The sequence below is a fragment of the Novosphingobium sp. TH158 genome, assembly GCF_002855555.1.
GTDB lineage: Bacteria > Pseudomonadota > Alphaproteobacteria > Sphingomonadales > Sphingomonadaceae > Novosphingobium.
This window is the reverse complement of sequence record NZ_PKRT01000001.1, coordinates 1,680,760-1,701,130: the sequence shown is the minus strand read 5'-3', so window position 1 is coordinate 1,701,130 and position 20,371 is coordinate 1,680,760. Positions and strand designations below refer to the sequence as shown.

Here is a 20,371-nt window from a genome sequence, read left to right as displayed (position 1 = left end):
ATGATGAGTGGGCCGGGCGATCCCAGGATCGGTCTGGTCAGGTCCCCGGCTTGGCAAAGGCGATCACGCCCGAAACGCCCGGTCCGAAGATGTTGTAGCTGACCCCCGCATGGCTCGCCCCCGGTCCGGCCAGGAAGCCGAAGATATGCGAGGTGGAGTTGGTGTTCTGGAACGCACCATTCGCAGTGATCGTCATCGGCGCGTTGTTGGCAGCGGTGTAGGTGTTGCCCGCGACGGTCACGTTGGCGCTGAAATCGGCTGTCATGGTGCCGAAGTTGACCGAGAATGCTGCGCTGTTGAGTGTGCCCGGAGCGGAAGCACCCGATTGCAGCGTCGGCTTGGTCGACCCGGCAAGCTGGTAATTGACCGTCCCGCTCGTCGGCATGTTGGTGACGGGCTTGCCCCAGACAAAACTCATGCCGCCATTCGCCGGGATTTCCGAAAGGGTATTGTCCTGGCTGCGGACGGTGCCCCCTGCCCAGCGGGCCCAGCCGATCGCCCCGCCCGCCGTGCCGTAATCGGCATTGGTGGCAGTGACCCGGCTTAGGCGGAAACCGCTGAGGTCGATGGACTGCAACTGACCATCGGCATCGGCAACCACGCCGGTCGGGATGTTGGCATAGAAGCTGCCCACCGCATAGCTGTTGCTAGAGCCAATGATGTTGGTGCGTCCGGTAGCGCGCACCCAGGTGCCATCGCCGGCTGGCGCGGCCTGCGTGGTGTTGCCCGAGCCCGAACCGCTCGAAGCGGCAGCGCCATTGGCGGCGAAGATCGCGGCACCTGCGATGCTTCCCGTGTTGGTGTTGCGCCCGCCGACATAGGTGATGCCGATGTTGTCGGTGCCGCCCGCCAGCAGGCCATAGACGCTCATCACGCAGGAAATGTTGGCGCAGGCACCCGAGCTGTCGGTGGCCGGGGCGATGAAAGTGAAGAACTGGCCGTTCAGCGTCAGGTTCTGGTCGCTCTGCGCCGGATTGGCAGCCCCGCCCGGAGTGGTGAAGCTGTAGACCAGGTTGCTGCCCGATTGCGGCATGGTGATCGTGCCGTCGAAGCCGATCTTCGTCGTGCTGCCGAAGGCGAGCGCAAGGCGGGCATCGAAAGTGCCGGGGCTGAGCGTGCCGGTGCCGATCGTTGGCTTGGTGGCGGCGATCAGCGTGTAATTGACCGTGCCGGTAGTGGGCAGGGTAAAGCCGGTCGGCAGCGGGCGGGCCATCAGGTAATGCAGGCCCTGGTTCGCGTTGAAGGCGTAGGCGCTCGCCCCCGTGGTCGAACCGCCCGACCAGCGGCCGATCACGGCATTGGCATTGCCGTAGATGTCGGTCACCGTATTGGTGCCGATGCCCCGGGTGATCACGTTGCTGCGGACGTAGGAGGTAAGGCCGCCGTTCGAATTGAGCGTATAGGAGGTTGCGTCAAAGCCGAACTCGCCGCCGACGATCGTGTTGTTCGCCAGCACCATGTTGATCTTGGGCGCATTGGCATTGAACCCGCCGGTATAGCCGGTCAGCAGGGCAGGCGTGCCGGTTCCCGTTCCCGTGCCGCTTCCACCCGTGCCCGATCCGCTGGTGACGATCGAGGCGAGGCCCGAATAGCTGTTGGGCGCGCCGCCGCCGGAAACGTAGGTGTAATAGCCCTGGAAGAAGGAGAGGGTCGTTCCGGTGAAGAACTGCCCCAGGATTCCCGCATCGATCAGTGCCTGCAGGTAGGCCTGCAGCTGCGCGAGGGTGAGGCCGGTATAGCTGCCCGGAACGCCGCCGCCCTGCAGGTAGACGAAGTAGGCGTTCAGCGCGCTGACATAGGTCGTATAGGCCGGCAGCGCGGAATAAGCGTTCGGAGATCCGCCACCCGATACGAAATTGTAGTAGGCGGTCAGGAAGGTGGCCGTCTGGCCCGAGAACAGGCTGGAATAGACACCCGCGTCGATCAGGGCCTGCAGGTAGGCCTGAAGCTGCGCCGGGGTCAGCGCCGTATAGCCGCTGGGCAGTCCGCCGCCTTGCAGGTAGGTGTAATAGGCCGTCAGGGCGGTCTGGTAGTTCAGGTAGACCGGCAACTGGGCATAGCCGTTCGGCGTTCCGCCGTTACCCAGGTACGTGAAGTAGGCCTGAAGGAAGCTGGCGTTCGCGCCAAGATCGCCAAGGCGGCCCCCCGCGATCAGGGCATTGATATAGGCCCGCAGCTGTTCGAGCGTCAGCGCCGAATAGCCGGACGGCAGCCCGCCGCCCGCCAGGTAGGCGTAATAGGCGTTCAGCGCCGTGGCGAAGGCCGGATAGTCCGGCGGGGTTGGCAGGCCGGCGAACAGGTTGGCGTTGTTGCCGGCGGAAATCCACGCGAAGTACTGTGACCAGAAGGTGCCGAGATCGCCGGTGAACCGCGCCGTTGCACCCGCGGATTCCAGCGCGGCAAGATAGATGCGGATCTGTTCCTGCGTCAGCACCGTATAGCCCGAAGGCACGCCGCCGTTCTTCAGGAACTCGTAATAGGCGCTGAGCGCGGTTGCATAGCCGGCGAAGATGTTGGCGGGAAGCTGGGTATAGCCGTCCACCGCGCCGCCGCCCTGAAGCCAGACGAGGTATCCGTTGAAGAAGCTGGCCTGGCTGCCCAGCACCTGGTCGAACAGGCCGGTTGCCTTCAGCGTTTCAAGATACCGGCGCAGCGCCGCAAGGTCTGCCGCGGTATAGGTTGAGGGCAGGCGCCCCTGCTGGAGATAGATGTAATAGGCGTTCAGGCTGACGCGGTACTGGTCGGCCCAGGCCATGCCGTTGCCGCTGGCGTAAAGGCTGGTCAGGTAGGCGGAGAGCAGCGCCCGGTTCTGCGCCGAAAGGTTGGCCAGCAGCCCGGCATCGCGCAGGAAGGTCAGGTAGGCGGTAATCGTCGCCTGGCTTGCCCCGGTGAAGGCCGTCGGCGTGCCACCTCCGCGGATGAAAGCGAAATAGGCGTTGGTCAGGTCGGTATAGCGAACGAGGAACTGGTCCGCATTGCCGCCGCCCAGGATGAAGGCGAGGTAGGCATCGACCAGGACCTGGTTCTGGCCTGAAAGCGATCCGAAGCCGGCGGTGCGTCCGCGGTAGGAGATGAAGCTGTTGATCTGCGCCAGGCTAGCCCCGCGGAACGAGCTGGGCAGGGCGCCGGAGCGGACAAGATCGAGGTACTGCACCATGAAACCGGCATAGGCGGTCAGGAAGTTTGCCTGCGCGCCGCCGGTGCTCAGGAATTGCAGGTAGGTGCGAATGATGTCTGCCGCGGCGCCGTTGAACGGTCGGCCGCCATAGGCTCCGTTGAGATTGCCGGCATAGGCGACGAGCAGGGCAAGATCGCCCGAGGGGTAGCTTTCCAGGCTGGGATTGGCCGAGGCCGCCTGCACGCGCCGCGCGGCGGCGACGACATCGCCGGAAGCCCCTGCGGCGGCGAGGGCATCGCCCAGTACTACCGGCAGGCCATTGACGGCTGCAGCAACCTGGCCGCCTTCGCCGCCCATCGGCTGGACCGTGCCGGCCTCTTCGGCCGCGCCGGCTGCAGGAACCGCCGCCGCGCCGTTTGCCACGGCAAGGCCGGCGCGATTGCCTTCGGCATTCCACATCTGCCCGGCAGTGAAAGTGCGGGGCGAGCCGGTGCCGATGACAATGGTGACGCTGCCGGTCAGGACATGCCCGCGCGCCTCGGTGCGCCCGTCCTTGCCGGCATCGACCGAGAAACTGGCCGCCGCTCCCTTGCCCGAGACCCGGCCTTCGCCGCGATCGGCAAGGTGGACGATGACCGGCTGGCCATCACCCGAAGCGATGGTCACGGTGCCGGCGAACAGGTCAATCGACCCGTCCTCGCGGATCTGGAAGCTGGCGCCCGCGACAAAGCTGGCCGTGCCGCCGTTTTCAAGCCGGATCTGGGTAACGCCGGTCACTTGCGAGACGCGGCGCCCCTCTGCGGCCGAACGGGCAAGCCCGGCGTCGGAGGCGTAAAGCGTGGTGGTTTTCGCGGCGGCCGGCGCAGCAAAGGCGAGGACCGAGGCAGTGGCGAGATAGAGGGCGGAAAGGCGGGTCATGTCGGATGCTCCCGGAAAGGATCAGAATTCGAAGCGGAGGCCGGCAGAGGCCGTCCAGCGTTCGTGGTCGTAGAGCGCGATGTTGCTCCAGTTGCGGGTGTAGGTGGCCTTGGGGACCACGAAGAGGCTGGGCAGCACGGCGACCTTGAGGCCGGCGGAAAGGTCCAGTCGGCTGTCCTCTCGTTTGACGAGGAACAGCGGATCTGCGGCGTCGTATTTGCTGTACTGGAAGGCTGCGCCGCCGACGACGGCAAGGCCCTTGGCCACCGGCACCTCGGCGCCAAGGCTGGCTCCGGCGAAGGTGTTGGAATTGTGGTCCCCGGCATGCTGCCGGGTATCTTCGTGCCCGCCGATCAGGCTGGCGGAGAAGGTCTTTGTCACCAGCCCCACGCCCAGCGTGAAGCGGTCCGAACTGCGCAGCGGATCACTGTCGTAGTCGAAGCGGTTCCACTGGGCGGAGAAGGAAAGGGCGCGCCCGCCGCTCAGCCGGTGCGTGTATTGCCCGATCGCACCCCATGCGGTGCGATATCCGGCATAGCCCAGCCAGAACTTCTGCACCTGTCCCGAGATCGAGGCGACATCCTGATTGGCAAAGGTGTGGGCAAAGCCTGCCGTGCCGGTCAGGCTTGCCTGGTCGAAGGCGCGGCTATCGAAGTTGTCGCGCCAGTTGCCCAGCAGGCTGGCAAACAGGCGATCCTGCCGCCCCACGCCGACCACGCCCGAGAGGCCCGAGCTCAATTCGTAGTATTCGTCCGAGCTGGCCCGTGCCCCGGCGCCCAGAGTCCCCGGGCCAAGCGCGGCGAACAGCGGGATGGTGATGGCGGCAAGGTCGGTTGCCGCATTGATGTTGCTGTCATGCCCGACCGATGCCTCGGCAAAGCCGGACAGGTCGGATCCGCCGCCCTTGATCTGCTTGTCGAACTGCCGGACGAAGCCGGTGAAGCGCTGGCGGACCGGGTCGGGCAGGCTGGGATCGTCGACCACGGTGGCAAACTGGGCGCGGGCGGTATCGATATCGCCGGCCATGGCATAGGCACGAGCCAGCTCGGCGCGGGCCTGTGCGTGGTTCGGCTGGACGGCCAGCACGCGCTGGAAGGCGATGATCGCCGCGCCGAAGTGCCCGCTGTCGGCCGCTGCAATGCCAAGGGCATAGTCGAAGGCCGGGTCGCCCGCTTTCGCCGCTTCATCGGCGGCGAGGGCGCGGTATTGCGCTTCGGCCTGGGCAGGCGTGGGCGGCGTGCCTTGTGCGTGGGCCGGCAGTGCGGCCCCGGCCAGGAGACCGGCGGCGATACCGGCGCAGGCCTTCGCGGAAATTGCAGTCATTTTCAAAGCCTCATCATTCCACCAGTTGGATCGCTGCCGGAATGCGCGGGCGCGCTTTGCCTGTCCGCTGACAAAGCCTGTTAGGAGCGTGACAATTTCCGTTGCGAGGCTGCGGAATTGGCCGGAATCGGTCTGGCCAGATCGCCTGCGCGATGGTAACCGCGCTGTCCCTCCCCGGGAGTTTCGAATGTCCTTTACCGCAGACAGCCTGCTCCTGTTCGGAGCGACAGGAGACCTCGCGCAGCGGATGCTGCTGCCTTCCTTGTGCGCGCTTGGGTCCGACGGGCTGATTTCTCCGAACCTCAGGATCGTCGGCACGGCGCGGCAGAAGCTCGACGATGCCGGCTACCGCCAGTTCGCGCGCGAGGCGCTGGAGAAGTTCCTTCCTGCCGAACGGCGCGGGCACATGGCGGAATTCCTCAACCGCCTGCATTACCAGCCGCTCGATGCCACCGACACCGGCGGTTTCCAGGCCCTGGCCGAAAAGGTCGGGCCGGTGCAGGGCGGACTGGCAATTTTCCTTTCGACTGCGCCGCACCTGTTCGAGCCGACCATTGCCGGCCTTGCCGCCAGCGGCCTTGCGGGCGAGCGCACACGCATCGGGCTGGAAAAGCCTCTCGGCACCGATCTCGCCTCCAGCCGCCAGATCAACGATGCCGTCGCCAGCGCCTTTCCCGAGGACCGCACCTTCCGCATCGACCATTACCTTGGCAAGGAAACGGTGCAGAACCTGCTGGCGCTGCGCTTTGCCAACATCCTGTTCGAACCGCTGTGGAACGCTGCGCACATCGACCACGTGCAGATCACCGTGGCCGAGACGGTGGGGCTGGAATCGCGGGTGGGCTATTACGATGGTTCCGGCGCGCTGCGCGACATGGTGCAGAACCATATGCTGCAGCTTCTGGCCCTGGTGGCGATGGAGCCACCTGCCAGTTACGATTCCACCGCGATCCGCGATGAAAAGGTGAAGGTGCTGCGTTCGCTGCGGCTGGTCGGGGCCGATGAATCGGTGACCGGGCAGTACCGCGCCGGCGCCATCGCCGGGCAGCCGGTGCCGGGCTACGACGATGAGCTGGGCAAGGAATCGGATACCGAGACCTTCGTCGGCATCAAGGCCCATGTCGACAACTGGCGCTGGAAGGGCGTGCCATTCTACCTGCGCACCGGCAAGCGCCTGCCCGAACGCGTGACCGAAATCGTCGTCCAGTTCCGCCGCGTGCCGCATTCGATCTTTGCCAGCAAGGCGGCGAAGACCGTGCCGAACAAGCTGGTCATCGGCATCCAGCCCGAAGAGAACATCACCCTGCAACTGATGGCCAAGGTGCCGGGGCTGGACCGCGATGGCATCCGCCTGCGCCCCGTGCCGCTGGACATCGCCATGACCGATGCCTTCGCCGGGCCGGTCAAGCGCATCGCCTATGAGCGCCTGCTGCTCGACCTGATCGAGGGCGACCAGACCCTCTTCGTCCGCCGCGACGAGGTGGAGGCGCAGTGGGACTGGATCGATGCCATCCGCGCCGGCTGGGCCGAGCACGGCATCGTGCCCAAGCCCTACAGCGCCGGTTCGTGGGGCCCCTCGGCCGCAATCGCGCTGGCCGAGCGCGACGGCGTAACCTGGCACGAGTGACCGACATGAGCAGCCTGCACCCCGCCGTAGAACGCGTCACCCAGCGCACCATCGAACGTTCGAAGGACAGTCGCCGCCGCTATCTCGACCAGATGGAGCGCGAGGCGGACGCCCACGGCAACCGCTCGTTCCTCGGTTGCTCGAACCTGGCCCATGGCTTTGCCGGGGCGGAGCAGGACCAGCCGACCATCGCCTTCACCCAGGCGGCCAACCTGGGCATCGTCACCGCCTACAACGACATGCTTTCGGCGCACCAGCCCTATGGCCGCTATCCCGAGGCGATGAAGCTTTACGCCCGCGAAGTCGGCGCGACGGCGCAGGTGGCGGGCGGCGTGCCGGCGATGTGCGACGGAGTGACCCAGGGCTTTGCCGGGATGGAGCTTTCGCTGTTCAGCCGCGATGCCATTGCCCAGGGGGCGGCCATCGCGCTCAGTCATGCGATGTTCGATGGCGTCGCGCTGCTGGGCATCTGCGACAAGATCGTGCCCGGACTGGTCATGGGCGCGCTGCGCTTTGGCCACCTGCCGGCGGTGTTCGTGCCCGGCGGCCCGATGCCCACCGGCATTGGCAACAAGGAAAAGCAGAAGGTCCGCCAGCTCTATGCCGAAGGCAAGGCAAGCCGCGAGGAACTGCTGAAGAGCGAGATGGCGAGCTATCATTCGCCCGGCACCTGCACCTTCTATGGCACGGCGAATTCCAACCAGATGATGATGGAGCTGATGGGGCTGCACGTGCCCTGTTCGGCTTTCGTGCCGCCCGGCACGCCGCTGCGCTCGGCGCTCACGCGGGCGGCAGTCCACCGCCTCGCCGCGATCACCCGCAAGGGCGAGGACTATCGCCCGATGGCCAAGGTGGTGGACGAGAAGGCCCTGGTGAACGCGGCGGTCGGCCTGCTGGCAACCGGCGGATCGACCAACCATGCCATTCACCTGCCCGCGATGGCCCGCGCTGCGGGCGTGCTGATCGACTGGCAGGACCTTGACGAACTGTCCGCCGCCGTGCCGCTGATTGCCCAAGTCTATCCTAATGGCGCGGCAGACGTGAACCACTTCCATGCAGCGGGCGGCATCGGCTTTGTCGTGCGCGAACTGCTGGGTGCCGGGCTGATCCATGGTGACATCCTGACCGTCAGCGCCGGTGGCATGGCCGACTATGCGCGCGAGCCGGTGCTGGAAGGCGAAACGCTGACCTGGCGCGACGTGCCGGAGCAAAGCGGCGACGATGCCATCTTGCGGCCGGTCTCCGCTCCGTTCCGCAGCGACGGGGGCATGCGGCTGGTTGCCGGCAGCCTTGGTCGCGGCATTTTCAAGACCAGCGCGGTCGACCCGGCCCGCTGGACGATCGAGGCACCCGCCCGCGTGTTCGACAGCCAGGAGGCGGTACAGGCCGCGTTCAAGGCAGGCGAACTGGATCGCGACGTGATCGTTGTCGTCCGCTTCCAGGGTCCGCGCGCCAATGGCATGCCAGAGCTGCACAAGCTGACGCCGCCCCTTGGCGTCTTGCAGGACAAGGGCTTCAAGGTGGCGCTGGTTACCGACGGGCGGATGTCGGGTGCCTCGGGCAAGGTTCCGGCCGCCATCCACGTGACGCCTGAAGCGCTCGATGGCGGGCCGCTCGCCCTGTTGCGCGATGGCGACTTGGTGCGGCTCTGCGCGGCGTCCGGGGTGCTGGAGACGAGCGCCGACCTCTCCGCGCGCCAGCCTTCCCCGCCACCCGCGCCCGAGACCGGCATGGGCCGCGAACTGTTCGCGCTTTACCGGGCTTCGGCCGACAGTGCCGAGCGCGGCGCCTCGCCGGTCCTTGCGGCCGCGGGCCTCTAGGCGATGCGCATTCTGGTTGGCGATATCGGCGGCACCCATGCCCGCTTCGCCCCTGCCGAGATTGGCGGCGGGCGGGTACTCTCGCTGTCGGAACCGCTGGTGTTCAAGGCTGCAGAGTTCGCAGGCATCGGCCCGGCCTGCGCGGAATATGCAGAAAGGACCGGTGAGCGGCTGGACCGCGCCGTGTTCGGGCTCGCCGGGCCGGTCACCGGCGGACCGGTGCGCTTCGTCAACTCGCACTGGGTCGTCGATCCGGCAACACTGGCCGCGGAAGCGGGGCTGGAGCACTTCCTGCTGCTCAACGATTTCGGGGCGATGGCGCACGCGGCCCATGCCCTGCCGGCGGAGCACCTTGCCCACCTGTGCGGACCGGATCTGCCGCTGCCCGGGCGTGGTGCCATCTCGGTAATCGGGCCGGGAACCGGGCTTGGCGTTGCCGTGCTGCAACGTCTCGCCAAAGGGGTCGCCGTGCTCGAGACCGAGGGTTCGCATATCCACTTTGCCCCGCTCGATGCGCGTGAGGCGGCCGTCTGCGCCGGGATTTCTGCGAGCCATGGCCGCACTTCGATCGAGCGCGTGGTCTCCGGGCCGGGGCTTGGCGAAATTGTCCGCACTTTCAACCCGGACGAGGCTCGCAGCGATGCCGATCTCTGGGCCGCCGCGCTGGCTGGCGGGGAGCAGCTGCTCGATGATGCACTCGCCACCTTCCTCGCTTCCTACGGTGCGGCGGTTGGCGATCTTTCGCTGGCGCACGGTTCGCTTGGCGTGGTGCTGACCGGCGGCCTGACAAACCGCATGCGCGGCCACCTGGCCGGCAGCGCCTTCCACTCCCGGTTCTGCGACAAGGGACGTTACCGCGCCCGCATGGAATCGATCCCGATCAAGTTGATCACCCATCCGCAGCCGGGCCTATTCGGCGCCGCTGCGGCCTATGCCCAGGAGCATCCAGAGTGAGCAATCCCGAAGAGGTCATGCGCCTTGCGCCCGTCATCCCGGTTCTGGTGATAGAGGAGGTTGCCCATGCGGTGCCGATCGCCCAGGCCCTCGTCGCAGGTGGCCTGCCCGCGCTGGAAGTGACCCTGCGCACCCCCTGCGCACTCGATGTGATCCGGGAAATGAAGCAGGTGCCGGGGGCTGTCGTCGGTGCCGGCACGGTGCTCAATCCGCGTGAACTGGATGCCGCGCTGGAAGCGGGGGCGGAATTCATTGTTTCGCCGGGTCTTACCCCGGCGCTGGGCAAGGCGGCTGTCGATGTCGGCGTGCCGTTCCTGCCGGGCACGGCCAATGCCAGCGATATCATGCTGGGGCTGGACCTTGGCCTGACGCGGTTCAAGTTCTTCCCGGCCGAGGCATCGGGCGGGATCAAGGCGCTTTCGGCAATTGCCGCGCCTTTCGGCATGGCCAGGTTCTGCCCCACGGGCGGGATCACCCAGGACAGCGCGGCAAGCTGGCTGGCGCTCGACGCAGTGCTGTGCGTCGGTGGATCGTGGATGGTGCCCAAGGGCACGCCCGATGTCGCGAAGATCGAAGCTGCCGCCCGCGCCGCAGCCGCTCTCCCCCGCTAGGATCAGGGCCTGCGCCACTCGCCGATACGCACCGGGTGGGAAAGCCCGTGCAGCAGGATATCGGCAAGCCCAAGCGAGACGCGGGCGCGCAGGCTGCGCCATGGTGAATGATCGTCACCGGCCGGTTCGGTTGACTGGCTGCGGGCCGGTGCGAACAGCCGCGTTTCGAAATCGGCTATGATTTCGGGCCGTTTCAGTACGGCGAAATATTCGGAATTGGCGCGATAGGCGACGAAATCGAAATTGCTTGAACCGACCACGACAGCCTCCCCGTCGATCAGCACGGCTTTCACGTGCGTCATCTCGGGCAGAAGGCGCAGGGCAATGCCGCTGCGCCGGGCAACGCCGGTCAGGTAATCGCGGATGATCGGCTTGTTGTTCGGACGCGGCGTGTAGATCGTCGTCTCGACACCGCGCCGCGCCGCACGGGCCATTGCGCTGACGAAAGGGAATGTCGGATAGGCGCTGATGACCTCGATCGAGTGGCGCGCGTTTTCGAACAGGTCGATCAGCGGCAGCGAGCCCTCGGCATTGTTTGCCCCGTCCAGCCCGTGCAGCGACAGGCCTTCGAACTCAGTGCTGGCGAGCGAGGGCTTGCCCCTCCAGTCCTTGTCGAACTCGCCCGCGAACCAGTCTGCCACCTCAGCATTCTCGATCCGCAGCATCATGTCGTGCCAGGCAAAATTGTGTTCGGAAAAGTTGATGCCGCCGATCCACACGGCATCGTCCATCACCAGCAGCTTGCGGTGGTTGCGCAGCGGGTAGTTCAACGGATTGCCGCCGACCGGGTTGGTGATCCGCAGCGCCGCACCCGAAGCGCAGATCGCATCGAACATGTCCCAGGTCGCCCGGGCCTCTGCCGCCAGTTCCGGATCGGAAGACAGAGCCAGGAAACGGTCGTTGATCACGTGCCGCGAGTAATCGTCCACCAGCACGCGGCGCTCGCTTGCCGGTGAGGCGCAGATCGCCTCTGCCACGCCAAGCCCTGCGGAATCACCTTCGAACGTCATCGCCTGGATAAGCACCCGGCGTCGGGCAGCGGCGATGTCGGCCCGTGCGGCTTCCCAGAAATCGCGCGCCCCGACCTGCAGACTGAATTGCACGCAACATTCCTTACATCTTCGCCGGGCTGCCCGGTGCCAGCAGAGGCGCACTCTGGCAAGCCTGCTGCGGCAGTTAACCGGATCGCCACGAGTGGTCCCGTAAAAGGACGGCTCGGGAATGGGGCTGGATTGGCGCGCGGAACTGCTCAATCCATGCCTCGGGTCATTGAACATGGACTGGTTATGACGGGTCTTGGGGCAAAAGGTTGGACCGCGCTGGTGGCGTCGGTCGGGGGGATTGTGCTGGCAGGCGCAGCCCTGCTCCATGTCGAACCCCCGGCACCGGCGGCACCGGCCAAGGTCGCGGGGGCAAAGCCCCAGCCCGCGCCGCCGCCGCGCGATGAACGCTTCGTCATCAAGCGCGTGCTGCCGATCAGCGGACCGATCAAGTATGGCGAATGGCACTGGGACGAGGCAGGTGTTCCTGCCGGGCCGCTCGTGATCACGGTGGACCTTGAGGCCCGCGTGCTATCGGTGTTCCGCAATGGCTACGAGATCGCCGCAACCGCCGTCCTGCTCGGCACCGAGGATAAGCCCACCCCGCTCGGCGTCTTCCCGATCAAGTGGAAGAAGGCGCAGCACTTCTCGCGCACTTACGACAATGCGCCGATGCCATTCACGATGAACATCACCGACGATGGCGTGGCGATCCACGGCACGAAGGTGGAAAATGGCTATGCCAGCCACGGCTGCGTGGGCGTGCCGACGCCGTTCGCCCAAAAGCTTTTCGCGCTCGCCTCGGTGGGGGACAAGGTCTACATCACCCGCGGCAAGCAGACCGGCGTCGGGCAATCGCTCACCGAAAGCTGAATCCGCCTCAGGCGCGGCGGGCGGGGGCCTTCATGAAGGTCCAGCCGTCCGAACCCGCGCGGGCAACCAGCTTGCCGATGGAAGCGGGTTGCCGCGCGATCAGGCTGTCGAACAGGCGGGCGACGGCCGATCCGCGCGGCTCCTCGCCATCCAGTTCGCGCACGATTTGCGAAATGACGCGCAGGGCAATGGCCCGCGGCGCCCTGGGGCGATAGGCAAGGCCCATCGGCGCCTTGCTGACGCATTCCTCCCATTCGCGCGCGGCGGCCCAGGCCAGGGCCACATCGGCATCGGCAAGGTTGGCGGCGCTGCTGGCAAGCGCCGGCACGTCCAGCCAATCGACCTCTGCAAGGGCGAGCCGCAGACGCGCCCGGTCGAACCGGGGGTCGGCGTTCGACGGATCCTGCACCGCTTGCAGCCCTGATCCCGCGACCACCCCCGCGAGTTCTGCACGGCGCCAGTCGAGCAAGGGGCGCAGAAGCGGGATGGCGGTTCCCGGCACCCGGCCAAGCGGGCGCACGCCAGCCAGTCCGGCAACCCCGCTGCCCCGGTTGAGCCGCAGCAGCAGCGTTTCCGCCTGGTCATCGGCGTGGTGGGCGGTGGCCAGTGCCGAGAGGCCGCGGCGCTCGATCCACGCGGCGAGCGCGCCGTAGCGAGCGTTGCGGGCCTCTGCCTGGATGTTGCCCGGCTCTACCGCGACAGCCAGCGTCTCGTGGGCAATGCCCAGGCTTTCGCAGGCCCGCGCCACCATTGCCGCCTCTGCCGCGCTTTCGGGACGAAGGCCATGATCGACGGTTGCTGCCTCGATCCGGTCCGGAAATGCCCTTGCGGCGAGGAGGAGCATGGCCAGGCTGTCGGGCCCGCCCGATACGGCAAGTCCGATCCTGCCATCACCAGGCCACAAGGCGGTAAGCGCCTTGCGGAAGCGCTCGATCAGCGCGATGTCAATTGCACTTAACACCGCGCTTCGTCGCCTCGTACTGGCTCTTCAGGCGGCCAGTCGCTTCGGCGCCGAAGGTGTCGCCAAATTCGGCAAGCGCGATGCAGGCGCGGTTCGTGTCCTTGAGCTGGCGCATCGACTCGGCAAGGTAAAGCAGGCTGTCCGCCGCGCGAGCGCCCTTCTTGTCGGCCTGGTAGTTCTTGAGGAACCACTGCGCCGCTTCGCGCGGCTTGTTCTCGTCAAGAAAGGCGCGGCCCAGCAGGTTGCGGGCATAGCTGATCCGCATGTGGCGCGGATACTTGGTAATGAACAGCTGCAGCTGCTGCTGCGCTTCGGGATAGAACTTCGCTTCCCACAAGCGATAGCCATAGGAATAGTCGTCCTCGCCCGCATCGTCGCTCTTGGGCTTTTCGATCGCCTTGACCGCAGCAACGCGCTGGGCAGACGGCGCGACTGGCTTCGCCGCGGCAGGCGCGGGCGCGGCGGCCGCCGGCTTGGATGGCGTGGCGGTGGACCGCGTGCCCGTCAGGGTTACCGGGGCAGGCGTGGGGAAGCTGGTTGCCGGTGCGGCTGCGGCCGTGTTCGTGGCCGGACCTGTTGCAGCCGGGGTCACTACAGCAGGCGCTGCCGCTGCGGTGGCCGCGCTGGTCGCCGCCGTGCTGGCGGGAGTGACCGGGGCGGGTGCCGTGCCGGAAGGAGCGGCAGCAGGTGTCGCCGGTGCGGGTGACAGGGCCGCCAGCTTCGCTTCAAGCTGGGCGATGCGGTTGCCGTTTTCCTCGTTCTGCGCGGTAATGCGCGAAAGCTGCGCTTCCACTGCGTCCATGCGCGTCAGCAGGTCGGTTACCGGGGTGGTTGCCGGGGTTCCTGCGGCAGGCGTGGTGCCGGTTGCGGCCTTGTCGATTTCGGGCGGGAAATATTTTCCGTCACCGCCAGGGAACACCTGGCGCTGCAAAGCCTTTACCTCAGCCTCGAGCTTCTTGATCCGCGTCTCCGCGGTAACCAACGCGGTATTTGCCTTCTGCGCCGGGGCCGAGGTTGCGCTCAGCGCCACGGCCAGGGCAAGCAGGGCGGTGCCCGGGCGTTTCCAAACGGACAGGGTGTTCATCGCAGCGAACGCGCTCCCTAAGGATAGTAAAAATCGAAGGGGTTCCTAACCCCTGCAAGGACTTCGTGTCGAGAGCAGGTCAATTCGAAACGGTGGAAGGTGTGGCCGGCGCGGCAGGTTGCGCAGCAGCTTCTGCGGGAGCGGGAGTCTGCCGTGCCGGTGCTGCCGGTGCCTGCTGGCGTCGACGCTCCGTCTCGCGCTGGGCGGGGCGGGCCGGCGGCGGAGCATCGGTCTGCTCGGCGCTCTCAGTAGGGGCAAAACTTGCCTCAGGGGCGAAGCTCGAACCGGCAATCGGCGCTGTCGCCTCGGTGGTGATGACGGGTTCCGCGCTGGCGCTTTCTTCGGCAAGCGGGAGGGTCAGCGCGGGGGAATAGAGCGAGCGCCAGGCAAAGAAGCCCGCAATGGCAATCACGAGCGCCAGCAGCGCCAGCCACCAGGCAAAGCGCGCAGACGGCACGCGGGCGGGGTCGCCCGGCTCAAGGGCAGCGGCGCTGGGGCGCTGGCTGACCGTATCGGCAAGCCCCAGTTCCCGCCGCACACCGGACACGATTTCGGCCTCGTTCAGGCCCACGGCGCGGGCATAGGACCGGGTAAAGCCCGTGGCATAGGTGCGCGATGGCAGGGCATCCCAGTCCCCCGCCTCGATCAGGGCGACAAGCCGTTCGGCAATGCGCGTGCGCTGCGCCAGCGCGGTGCGTGAAATGCCGGCTGCTTCGCGCGCGGCCTTGAGGCGTGGACCCACCCCGACGAGCGGCAATTGCGGCTGCTCGGCTTCCTGCTCAGACATTCAGCACCGATTTGTAAAGAGTTGCGACCAAAGTGGCGGCAAACATGGTCTGGACCCGGCGCTTGTCAAGCAAAACCATGTTACGATCCTGTGTCACGAGGTCATGGCGCGACGAGGCGCGGCAGGGTCACGGTCAGTCGCAGTCTATGCCTCGCTCTGCTGCCCACTGCATCAGGGCTTCACGCATGCTCGGTGGCGGATTTTCCAGCCAGCCGTTCATGGCCTCGCCGATTTCGCGGGTGTCGACGCGGGTAAGCAGCTCCTTTATCGGGCCGACCGAAGCCGGGGTGATCGACAGGCGCCGCACGCCCACGCCGATCAGGGCGAGGGCTTCCAGCCTGCGCCCGCCCATCTCGCCGCAGACGGCGACGTTGACATTGTGGCCTTCCACGCCCTTCAGCACTCGGCGGATGAAGCGCAGGATCGACGGGCTGACCCAGTCGTAGCGCTCGGCCAGCTTCGGATTGGCCCGGTCTGCGGCGAACAGGAACTGGGTGAGATCGTTGGTGCCGATCGACAGGAACGACAGCTTCGGCGCCAGCACGTCCAGCATCTCGGCAAGCGCGGGCACTTCCAGCATGGCGCCATACCGGATTGCTTCGGGCAGCATCTTCTTCTGCCCCTTGAGCCACTTCAGCTGGGCATCGAACACGGCCTTGGCGGCATCGAATTCCCAGGGTTCGGAAACCATGGGGAACATGACGTGAAGGGTGCGCCCGGCAGACGCCTCGAGCAGGGCGCGGGCCTGGGCCTTGAGCAGGCCTTCGCGTTCCAGCGCCACGCGCAGCGCGCGCCAGCCCATCGCCGGGTTTTCCTCTCCTTCGCCGTCGTCATGGCGCAGGTAGGGCAGGACTTTGTCGCCGCCGATGTCGACAGTGCGGAACACCACCGGCTTGTTGCCGGCCGCGTCCAGCACGTCGCGGTAGAGGCGCGTCTGGCGATCGCGAGCGGGCAGGGTGGCGGAAACGAGGAACTGGAACTCGGTGCGGAACAGGCCGATGCCGTCGGCGCCCGTCATGCCCAGCATCGGCATGTCGTCGCGCAGGCCGGCGTTCATCATCACGGTGATGCGCTCACCATCCTTGGTGCGCGGTTCGACATCGCGTAGCGCCGCCCAGGCTGCCTGCTTTTCACGGTTGCGGGCAAAACGGGCGTTGAACACGTCCTCCATCGCCGGGGTGGGGCGGACGGTGGCCGCCGCGTTGTCCGCATCAAGCAGCAGCAGGTCGCCTTCTCGGACAACGCCGCGCAGGCTGGAAACGCGTCCGAGCACCGGCACGCCCATCGCGCGCGCAACGATGACGACGTGCGCGGTAAGCGATCCTTCTTCAAGGATCACGCCCTTCAGCCGGCGCTTGTCGTATTCCAGAAGCTCGGCCGGGCCGAGGTTGCGGGCAATAAGGATCGCGTCCTGCCGCAGGCCCTTGGCGGCGGCGGTGCCCAGCTGACCGGAGACGATCCGCATCAGGCGGTTCGCCAGGTCTTCCAGGTCATGCATGCGGTCGGCCAGAAGCGGATCGTCGATCTGGCGCATCCGCATGCGGGTGTGCTGCTGGACGCGCTCGATCGCGGCCTCGGCAGTGAGGCCAGAGTCGATCGCCTCGTTGATGCGCCGCTTCCAGCCTTCGTCGTAAGCGAACATCTTGTAGGTTTCGAGGACTTCCTCGTGCTCTCCACCCACGCCGAATTCGGCCTGTGCCGCCATGCGCTCGATCTGGTCGCGCATCTTGTCGAAGGCGAGGTAGACGCGCTGCCGTTCGGCCTCGGTGTCTTCGGCAACGGTATGTTCGATGGTTACGCGCGGCTGGTGGAACACGGCCTGTCCGGCCGCGAGCCCCTTGACCAGCGTCAGCCCGCGAAGCTGGGCCGGGCCGGACTGGGCGGATGAAAGCGCCCAGGCTTCTTCCTCGTCGACCAGGCCGGCGCCGGAGATCAGCTCCGACAGCACCATGGCGACGGTCTGCAGCGCCTCGATCTCGACCTCTTCGTAGCGGCGCGGATCGACGTGCTGGACGCAGAGCACGCCAACAGCGCGTTCGCGGTGGACGATCGGAACGCCGGCGAAGGAATGAAACTTGTCTTCGCCGGTTTCCGGGCGATAGGAAAAGTCCGGGTGTGCAGTCGCCTCGGCAAGGTTGAGCGTATCGGCGTTGCCGGCAATCGTGCCCACCAGGCCCTCGCCGATTGCCATCCGGGTAACGTGGACAGCCTCCTGCGCCAGCCCCTTGGTGGCGAACAGTTCGAGCATGCCTTCGCGCAGCAGGTAGATCGAGCAGACCTCGCTATCGAGGCCTTCGCCGATTACCTCCACCACGGTGTTGAGCTTTGCCTGCGCCGGATTGCGCGACGCCATGACCTCGTGCAGGCGGGTCAGGATGGTCCGGGCGGCGGCAATCGCGTTGAGCATGCGGCCCTGCTAGCGCAAAGCGGCAGCAATGCAAACGGATGGCTGTGCGGATGGCCGTGGTGCCGGGCCGACGGTTCCGGCCGGAGCAGGGTGCCCGGCCGGACGTTCAGCTCCGTCAGATATGCGCAAGTTCTTCCTTGATGCGGAGCTTGCGCTTCTTGAGCAGCTGGATCTGGGCAAAATCAGGCGCAGGACGGCTCATTTCCTGTTCGATACGGTCTTCCAGACCCTTCTTCTTGAGCTGCAAAGCGCTGACATGCGGCTGTTCCATGAGCATACTCCTTGGTTGCTCCCCCGACATGACGGGGTCCACCCCAGGCCCAGCCCAGCCCGACCGACTCGTGGCCAGCGCGGGCCTGCGATGCGATTGTCAGATAAGCACATTAAGTTTATCTTGCGAAGCGCGTTCCGATCCGGTTTTGGGGTAATTGCCCTTCGCATGCGGCGGGCGGTTGGTCGCTGGCCGGAGGCAATTTGCAGTCGATGATAAGGGACACTGTCAGCATGACCGAAGAGGAAATGCGCAAGCGGCTGGAAATGCTCAGGATCGAGCATCGCGACCTTGACGCCGCCATCGATGCATTGACTGCCGCAGGGGCAAGCGACCAGCTGCAAATCGCCCGCCTCAAGAAGCGCAAGCTCAAGCTGAAGGACCAGATGGCGCTGATCGAGGATTACCTTGTGCCCGATATCATCGCCTGATTTTGCCGATTCCGGGAATTGTTCCCGGCGATTTCCGATGATTTCACAACCGTTCCGTTCCGGCACAGTCCCACAATGGCCTGTGCAAGTCCTGCCGGACCTGTTGAATCGGACGGAATCCCGGCGCTATCGCAGGTGCCAGTCATGGCGAGCCCGGCGAACATCAATCCGCGCATCATCGAGGCGCTTTACTGCGAGGGCCTGGCCCTTTCGGACGAAGTGCGCGCCATGTTCAGCTTTGCCGATCACGGCGATCGCGGGCCAGAGGATGCAGGCAGGATCGCGCTTTCTTGCGAAGCGCTGCGCACCACCACCCGGATGATGCATGCCATTGCCTGGTTGCTGAACCACCGGGCCTTCTTCCGCGGCGAGATCAGCGAATTCCAGCTGCGGCGCTATGGCCGGCTGCAGACCGATTTTCCCACGGCCGATCCGGAACGGCTGGCACTGCTTTCGCCCCAGGTCTGCGAACTGATCGGCGCGACCGAGCGTTTCCACGCCCGGCTGGCCCGGCTGGAGACCGGCTGGCGCGAGCGCGAGAGCAGCCCGGTGCCCGCGATCAGGCGCCTGCGCGATCGGCTGGGCGGGATCGTCGGCTAGGCGCCCTCGGCATCACACGGCGGCAATGGCCTGCGCCCAGGCATTGGTCCGCGTGGCGCGCGTCGCCTCGTCCATGGCGGGGGAGAACCGCTGAGCAGGGCCGCGCATGGACTTTGCGGCATCTCCCAGCGAACTGAACAGCCCGGCGCCGACCGCCGCCAGCATGGCCGCCCCCAGCGCCGTCGTTTCGACCATGTCCGGGCGTTCCACCTCGATCGCCAGCAGGTCGGCGATGTCCTGAGCCATCCAGTCGTTGGCGCTCATGCCGCCATCGATGCGCAGGTGTCGCCATGCGGCCCCGTCTGCCGCGAAAGCGCGGGCAAGATCGTGCGTCTGCGCGGCCATGGCCTCAAGCGCGGCGCGGGCGATATGCGCCTTGCCCGATGAAAAGCTGAGCCCGGTAACGATGCCCCGCGCCTCTGGCCGCCAGTGCGGCGCGCCGAGGCCCGAAAGCGCCGGCACAACCACTACCCCGGCGCTGTCGCTGACCGATCGGGCAAGTTCCTCGCTCTCGGCGGCGCTGGCGATCAGGCCCAGCCCGTCGCGCAGCCATTTGATCAGGCTGCCGGCGACAAAGACCGAGCCTTCGAGCGCATAGGAGCGCTGGCCGCCAGCCTGCAGAAGCACCGTGCCGAGCAGGCGATGCGCCGATCGCGGCAGGCGTGCGCCCATGTTGGCAAGCACGAATGCGCCCGTGCCGTAGGTCGCCTTGACATCGCCGGGGGAGAGGCAGCCCTGCCCGATGGTGGCCGATTGCTGGTCGCCGATCATGCCCGTAAGCGGGATCGCGGCCCCGAACCATTCGGGCAATGTCTTTTCGAACAGGCCGCAGCAGTCGGTCACCTCGCCAAGTGCGTGGAGGGGCACCCCGAACAGGTCGCACAGGCCGGCATCCCACTGCGGGGCATCCAGCGGCAGAAGCTGGGTGCGGCTGGCGTTCGACGCATCGCTGACGTGCAGTCCGCCGGTAAGCTTGAATGCCAGCCAGGATTCGATGGTGCCAAGGGCAAGCCGGCCGGCTGCTGCCGCCCCTGCCACCGCCTCGCGGTGCCGGATCAGCCAGGCTGCCTTGGTAGCGCTGAAATAGGGATCGAGCAGCAGGCCGGTCTTCGCCTGGACATCGCTTTCAAAGCCCTGCGCCTTTAACCTGGCGCAGTCATCCGCCGTGCGGCGATCCTGCCAGACAAGCGCGCGGCTCAGCGGTTTGCCGCTCGCCTTGTCCCAGGCAACCACGGTTTCGCGCTGGTTGGCGATGCCGATCGCCGCCACCCGTCCGACGCCACCGGCATCGGCAATCGCGCGGCGGGCGCAGGCAAGCGTCTTGTCCCAGATTTCGGCAGCGTCATGCTCCACCCAGCCGGGCTGCGGATAGTGCTGGGTCAGTTCCTGTTGGGCCACGGCGGCAACCTTGCCCGCCGGGGTGAACAGCATTGCCCGGGTCGAAGTCGTACCTTCGTCCAGCACCAGTATCAGCGGTTCATCGGCCATCGGATCCTCCCGCAGGCAGCCTAGCCGCTCGACAGGCCGCCTGTGAATATCCATATCG

At 66.5% G+C, this 20,371-nt stretch carries 16 protein-coding genes; 7 read left to right on the top strand and 9 right to left on the bottom strand.

Annotation, left to right across the window (positions count from 1 at the left end; genetic code table 11):
- Positions 1-37: 37 nt before the first annotated feature.
- Together C0V78_RS08415 and C0V78_RS08410 are read right to left on the bottom strand one after the other, a co-directional pair.
- Entirely contained in the window at positions 38-4,036 is a 3,999-nt protein-coding gene (locus C0V78_RS08415) for a hypothetical protein (protein WP_101797306.1), read from the bottom strand.
- Between the two features lie 21 nt (positions 4,037-4,057).
- Positions 4,058-5,359 (bottom strand): tetratricopeptide repeat protein, encoded by a 1,302-nt coding sequence (locus C0V78_RS08410; RefSeq protein WP_101797305.1) that lies wholly within the window; start codon positions 5,357-5,359, stop codon positions 4,058-4,060.
- 187 nt (positions 5,360-5,546) lie between these two features.
- Here C0V78_RS08410 and zwf point away from each other — a divergent pair, with 187 nt between their 5' ends.
- From zwf to eda, 4 genes are read left to right on the top strand one after another with little or no spacing between them, the layout of a single operon-like run.
- A complete protein-coding gene (gene zwf, locus C0V78_RS08405; protein ID WP_101797304.1) occupies positions 5,547-6,986 on the top strand; it encodes a glucose-6-phosphate dehydrogenase in 1,440 nt (479 codons plus the stop codon).
- Between the two features lie 5 nt (positions 6,987-6,991).
- A complete protein-coding gene (gene edd / locus C0V78_RS08400) occupies positions 6,992-8,806 on the top strand; it encodes a phosphogluconate dehydratase (RefSeq protein ID WP_101798267.1) in 1,815 nt (604 codons plus the stop codon).
- Between the two features lie 3 nt (positions 8,807-8,809).
- The gene (locus C0V78_RS08395; protein ID WP_101797303.1) at positions 8,810-9,760 is read left to right on the top strand and encodes a glucokinase; all 951 of its coding nucleotides are present in this window, start codon (positions 8,810-8,812) and stop codon (positions 9,758-9,760) included.
- Positions 9,757-10,371: a bifunctional 4-hydroxy-2-oxoglutarate aldolase/2-dehydro-3-deoxy-phosphogluconate aldolase gene (eda, locus tag C0V78_RS08390; RefSeq protein WP_101797302.1), complete on the top strand. Its 615-nt coding sequence runs from the start codon at positions 9,757-9,759 to the stop codon at positions 10,369-10,371. Before C0V78_RS08395 ends, eda begins: the two co-directional genes overlap by 4 nt.
- 2 nt (positions 10,372-10,373) lie before the next feature.
- Here eda and C0V78_RS08385 read toward each other — a convergent pair whose 3' ends face one another.
- Positions 10,374-11,474 carry a phosphatidylserine/phosphatidylglycerophosphate/cardiolipin synthase family protein gene (locus C0V78_RS08385; protein WP_158241514.1) on the bottom strand — a complete coding sequence of 367 codons (1,101 nt, stop codon included), beginning with the start codon at positions 11,472-11,474 and terminating at the stop codon, positions 10,374-10,376.
- 183 nt (positions 11,475-11,657) lie between these two features.
- Here C0V78_RS08385 and C0V78_RS08380 point away from each other — a divergent pair, with 183 nt between their 5' ends.
- Positions 11,658-12,284, top strand: coding sequence for a L,D-transpeptidase family protein (locus C0V78_RS08380; protein ID WP_254049862.1), 627 nt, complete (start codon positions 11,658-11,660; stop codon positions 12,282-12,284).
- Positions 12,285-12,291: 7 nt separating this feature from the next.
- Here the strand turns inward: C0V78_RS08380 and tilS are convergent, their stop codons facing one another.
- The 5 genes from tilS to C0V78_RS08355 form a co-directional block, all read right to left on the bottom strand.
- Entirely contained in the window at positions 12,292-13,245 is a 954-nt protein-coding gene (tilS, locus tag C0V78_RS08375) for a tRNA lysidine(34) synthetase TilS (RefSeq protein WP_144039860.1), read from the bottom strand.
- Positions 13,229-14,329 carry a tol-pal system YbgF family protein gene (locus C0V78_RS08370; RefSeq protein ID WP_254049861.1) on the bottom strand — a complete coding sequence of 367 codons (1,101 nt, stop codon included), beginning with the start codon at positions 14,327-14,329 and terminating at the stop codon, positions 13,229-13,231. Before C0V78_RS08370 ends, tilS begins: the two co-directional genes overlap by 17 nt.
- 79 nt (positions 14,330-14,408) lie before the next feature.
- Positions 14,409-15,116: a helix-turn-helix domain-containing protein gene (locus tag C0V78_RS08365; RefSeq protein WP_101797300.1), complete on the bottom strand. Its 708-nt coding sequence runs from the start codon at positions 15,114-15,116 to the stop codon at positions 14,409-14,411.
- 133 nt (positions 15,117-15,249) lie between these two features.
- A complete protein-coding gene (ptsP, locus tag C0V78_RS08360; RefSeq protein WP_101797299.1) occupies positions 15,250-17,523 on the bottom strand; it encodes a phosphoenolpyruvate--protein phosphotransferase in 2,274 nt (757 codons plus the stop codon).
- Between the two features lie 115 nt (positions 17,524-17,638).
- A complete protein-coding gene (locus C0V78_RS08355; protein WP_101797298.1) occupies positions 17,639-17,794 on the bottom strand; it encodes a YdcH family protein in 156 nt (51 codons plus the stop codon).
- A gap of 233 nt (positions 17,795-18,027) precedes the next feature.
- Between C0V78_RS08355 and C0V78_RS08350 the strand changes: the two genes are divergently transcribed.
- Complete coding sequence (locus C0V78_RS08350; protein ID WP_101797297.1) at positions 18,028-18,225, top strand: YdcH family protein; 198 nt, start codon at positions 18,028-18,030, stop codon at positions 18,223-18,225.
- Between the two features lie 144 nt (positions 18,226-18,369).
- Entirely contained in the window at positions 18,370-18,825 is a 456-nt protein-coding gene (locus C0V78_RS08345; RefSeq protein WP_101797296.1) for a DUF1465 family protein, read from the top strand.
- A 12-nt stretch (positions 18,826-18,837) separates the two neighbouring features.
- Here the strand turns inward: C0V78_RS08345 and glpK are convergent, their stop codons facing one another.
- On the bottom strand, positions 18,838-20,313 hold the full coding sequence (glpK, locus tag C0V78_RS08340; RefSeq protein ID WP_101797295.1) for a glycerol kinase GlpK: 1,476 nt from the start codon (positions 20,311-20,313) through the stop codon (positions 18,838-18,840).
- Between the last annotated feature and the right edge of the window lie 58 nt (positions 20,314-20,371).

Coding starts and splice junctions, on each gene's coding strand:
- C0V78_RS08415 (WP_101797306.1), bottom strand. CDS start 4,036: ATGACCCGCCTTTCCGCCCTCTATCTCGCCACTGCCTCGGTCCTCGCC.
- C0V78_RS08410 (WP_101797305.1), bottom strand. CDS start 5,359: ATGACTGCAATTTCCGCGAAGGCCTGCGCCGGTATCGCCGCCGGTCTC.
- zwf (WP_101797304.1), top strand. CDS start 5,547: ATGTCCTTTACCGCAGACAGCCTGCTCCTGTTCGGAGCGACAGGAGAC.
- edd (WP_101798267.1), top strand. CDS start 6,992: ATGAGCAGCCTGCACCCCGCCGTAGAACGCGTCACCCAGCGCACCATC.
- C0V78_RS08395 (WP_101797303.1), top strand. CDS start 8,810: ATGCGCATTCTGGTTGGCGATATCGGCGGCACCCATGCCCGCTTCGCC.
- C0V78_RS08380 (WP_254049862.1), top strand. CDS start 11,658: ATGACGGGTCTTGGGGCAAAAGGTTGGACCGCGCTGGTGGCGTCGGTC.
- C0V78_RS08370 (WP_254049861.1), bottom strand. CDS start 14,329: ATGAACACCCTGTCCGTTTGGAAACGCCCGGGCACCGCCCTGCTTGCC.
- C0V78_RS08365 (WP_101797300.1), bottom strand. CDS start 15,116: ATGTCTGAGCAGGAAGCCGAGCAGCCGCAATTGCCGCTCGTCGGGGTG.
- ptsP (WP_101797299.1), bottom strand. CDS start 17,523: ATGCTCAACGCGATTGCCGCCGCCCGGACCATCCTGACCCGCCTGCAC.
- C0V78_RS08355 (WP_101797298.1), bottom strand. CDS start 17,794: ATGGAACAGCCGCATGTCAGCGCTTTGCAGCTCAAGAAGAAGGGTCTG.
- C0V78_RS08350 (WP_101797297.1), top strand. CDS start 18,028: ATGACCGAAGAGGAAATGCGCAAGCGGCTGGAAATGCTCAGGATCGAG.
- C0V78_RS08345 (WP_101797296.1), top strand. CDS start 18,370: ATGGCGAGCCCGGCGAACATCAATCCGCGCATCATCGAGGCGCTTTAC.
- glpK (WP_101797295.1), bottom strand. CDS start 20,313: ATGGCCGATGAACCGCTGATACTGGTGCTGGACGAAGGTACGACTTCG.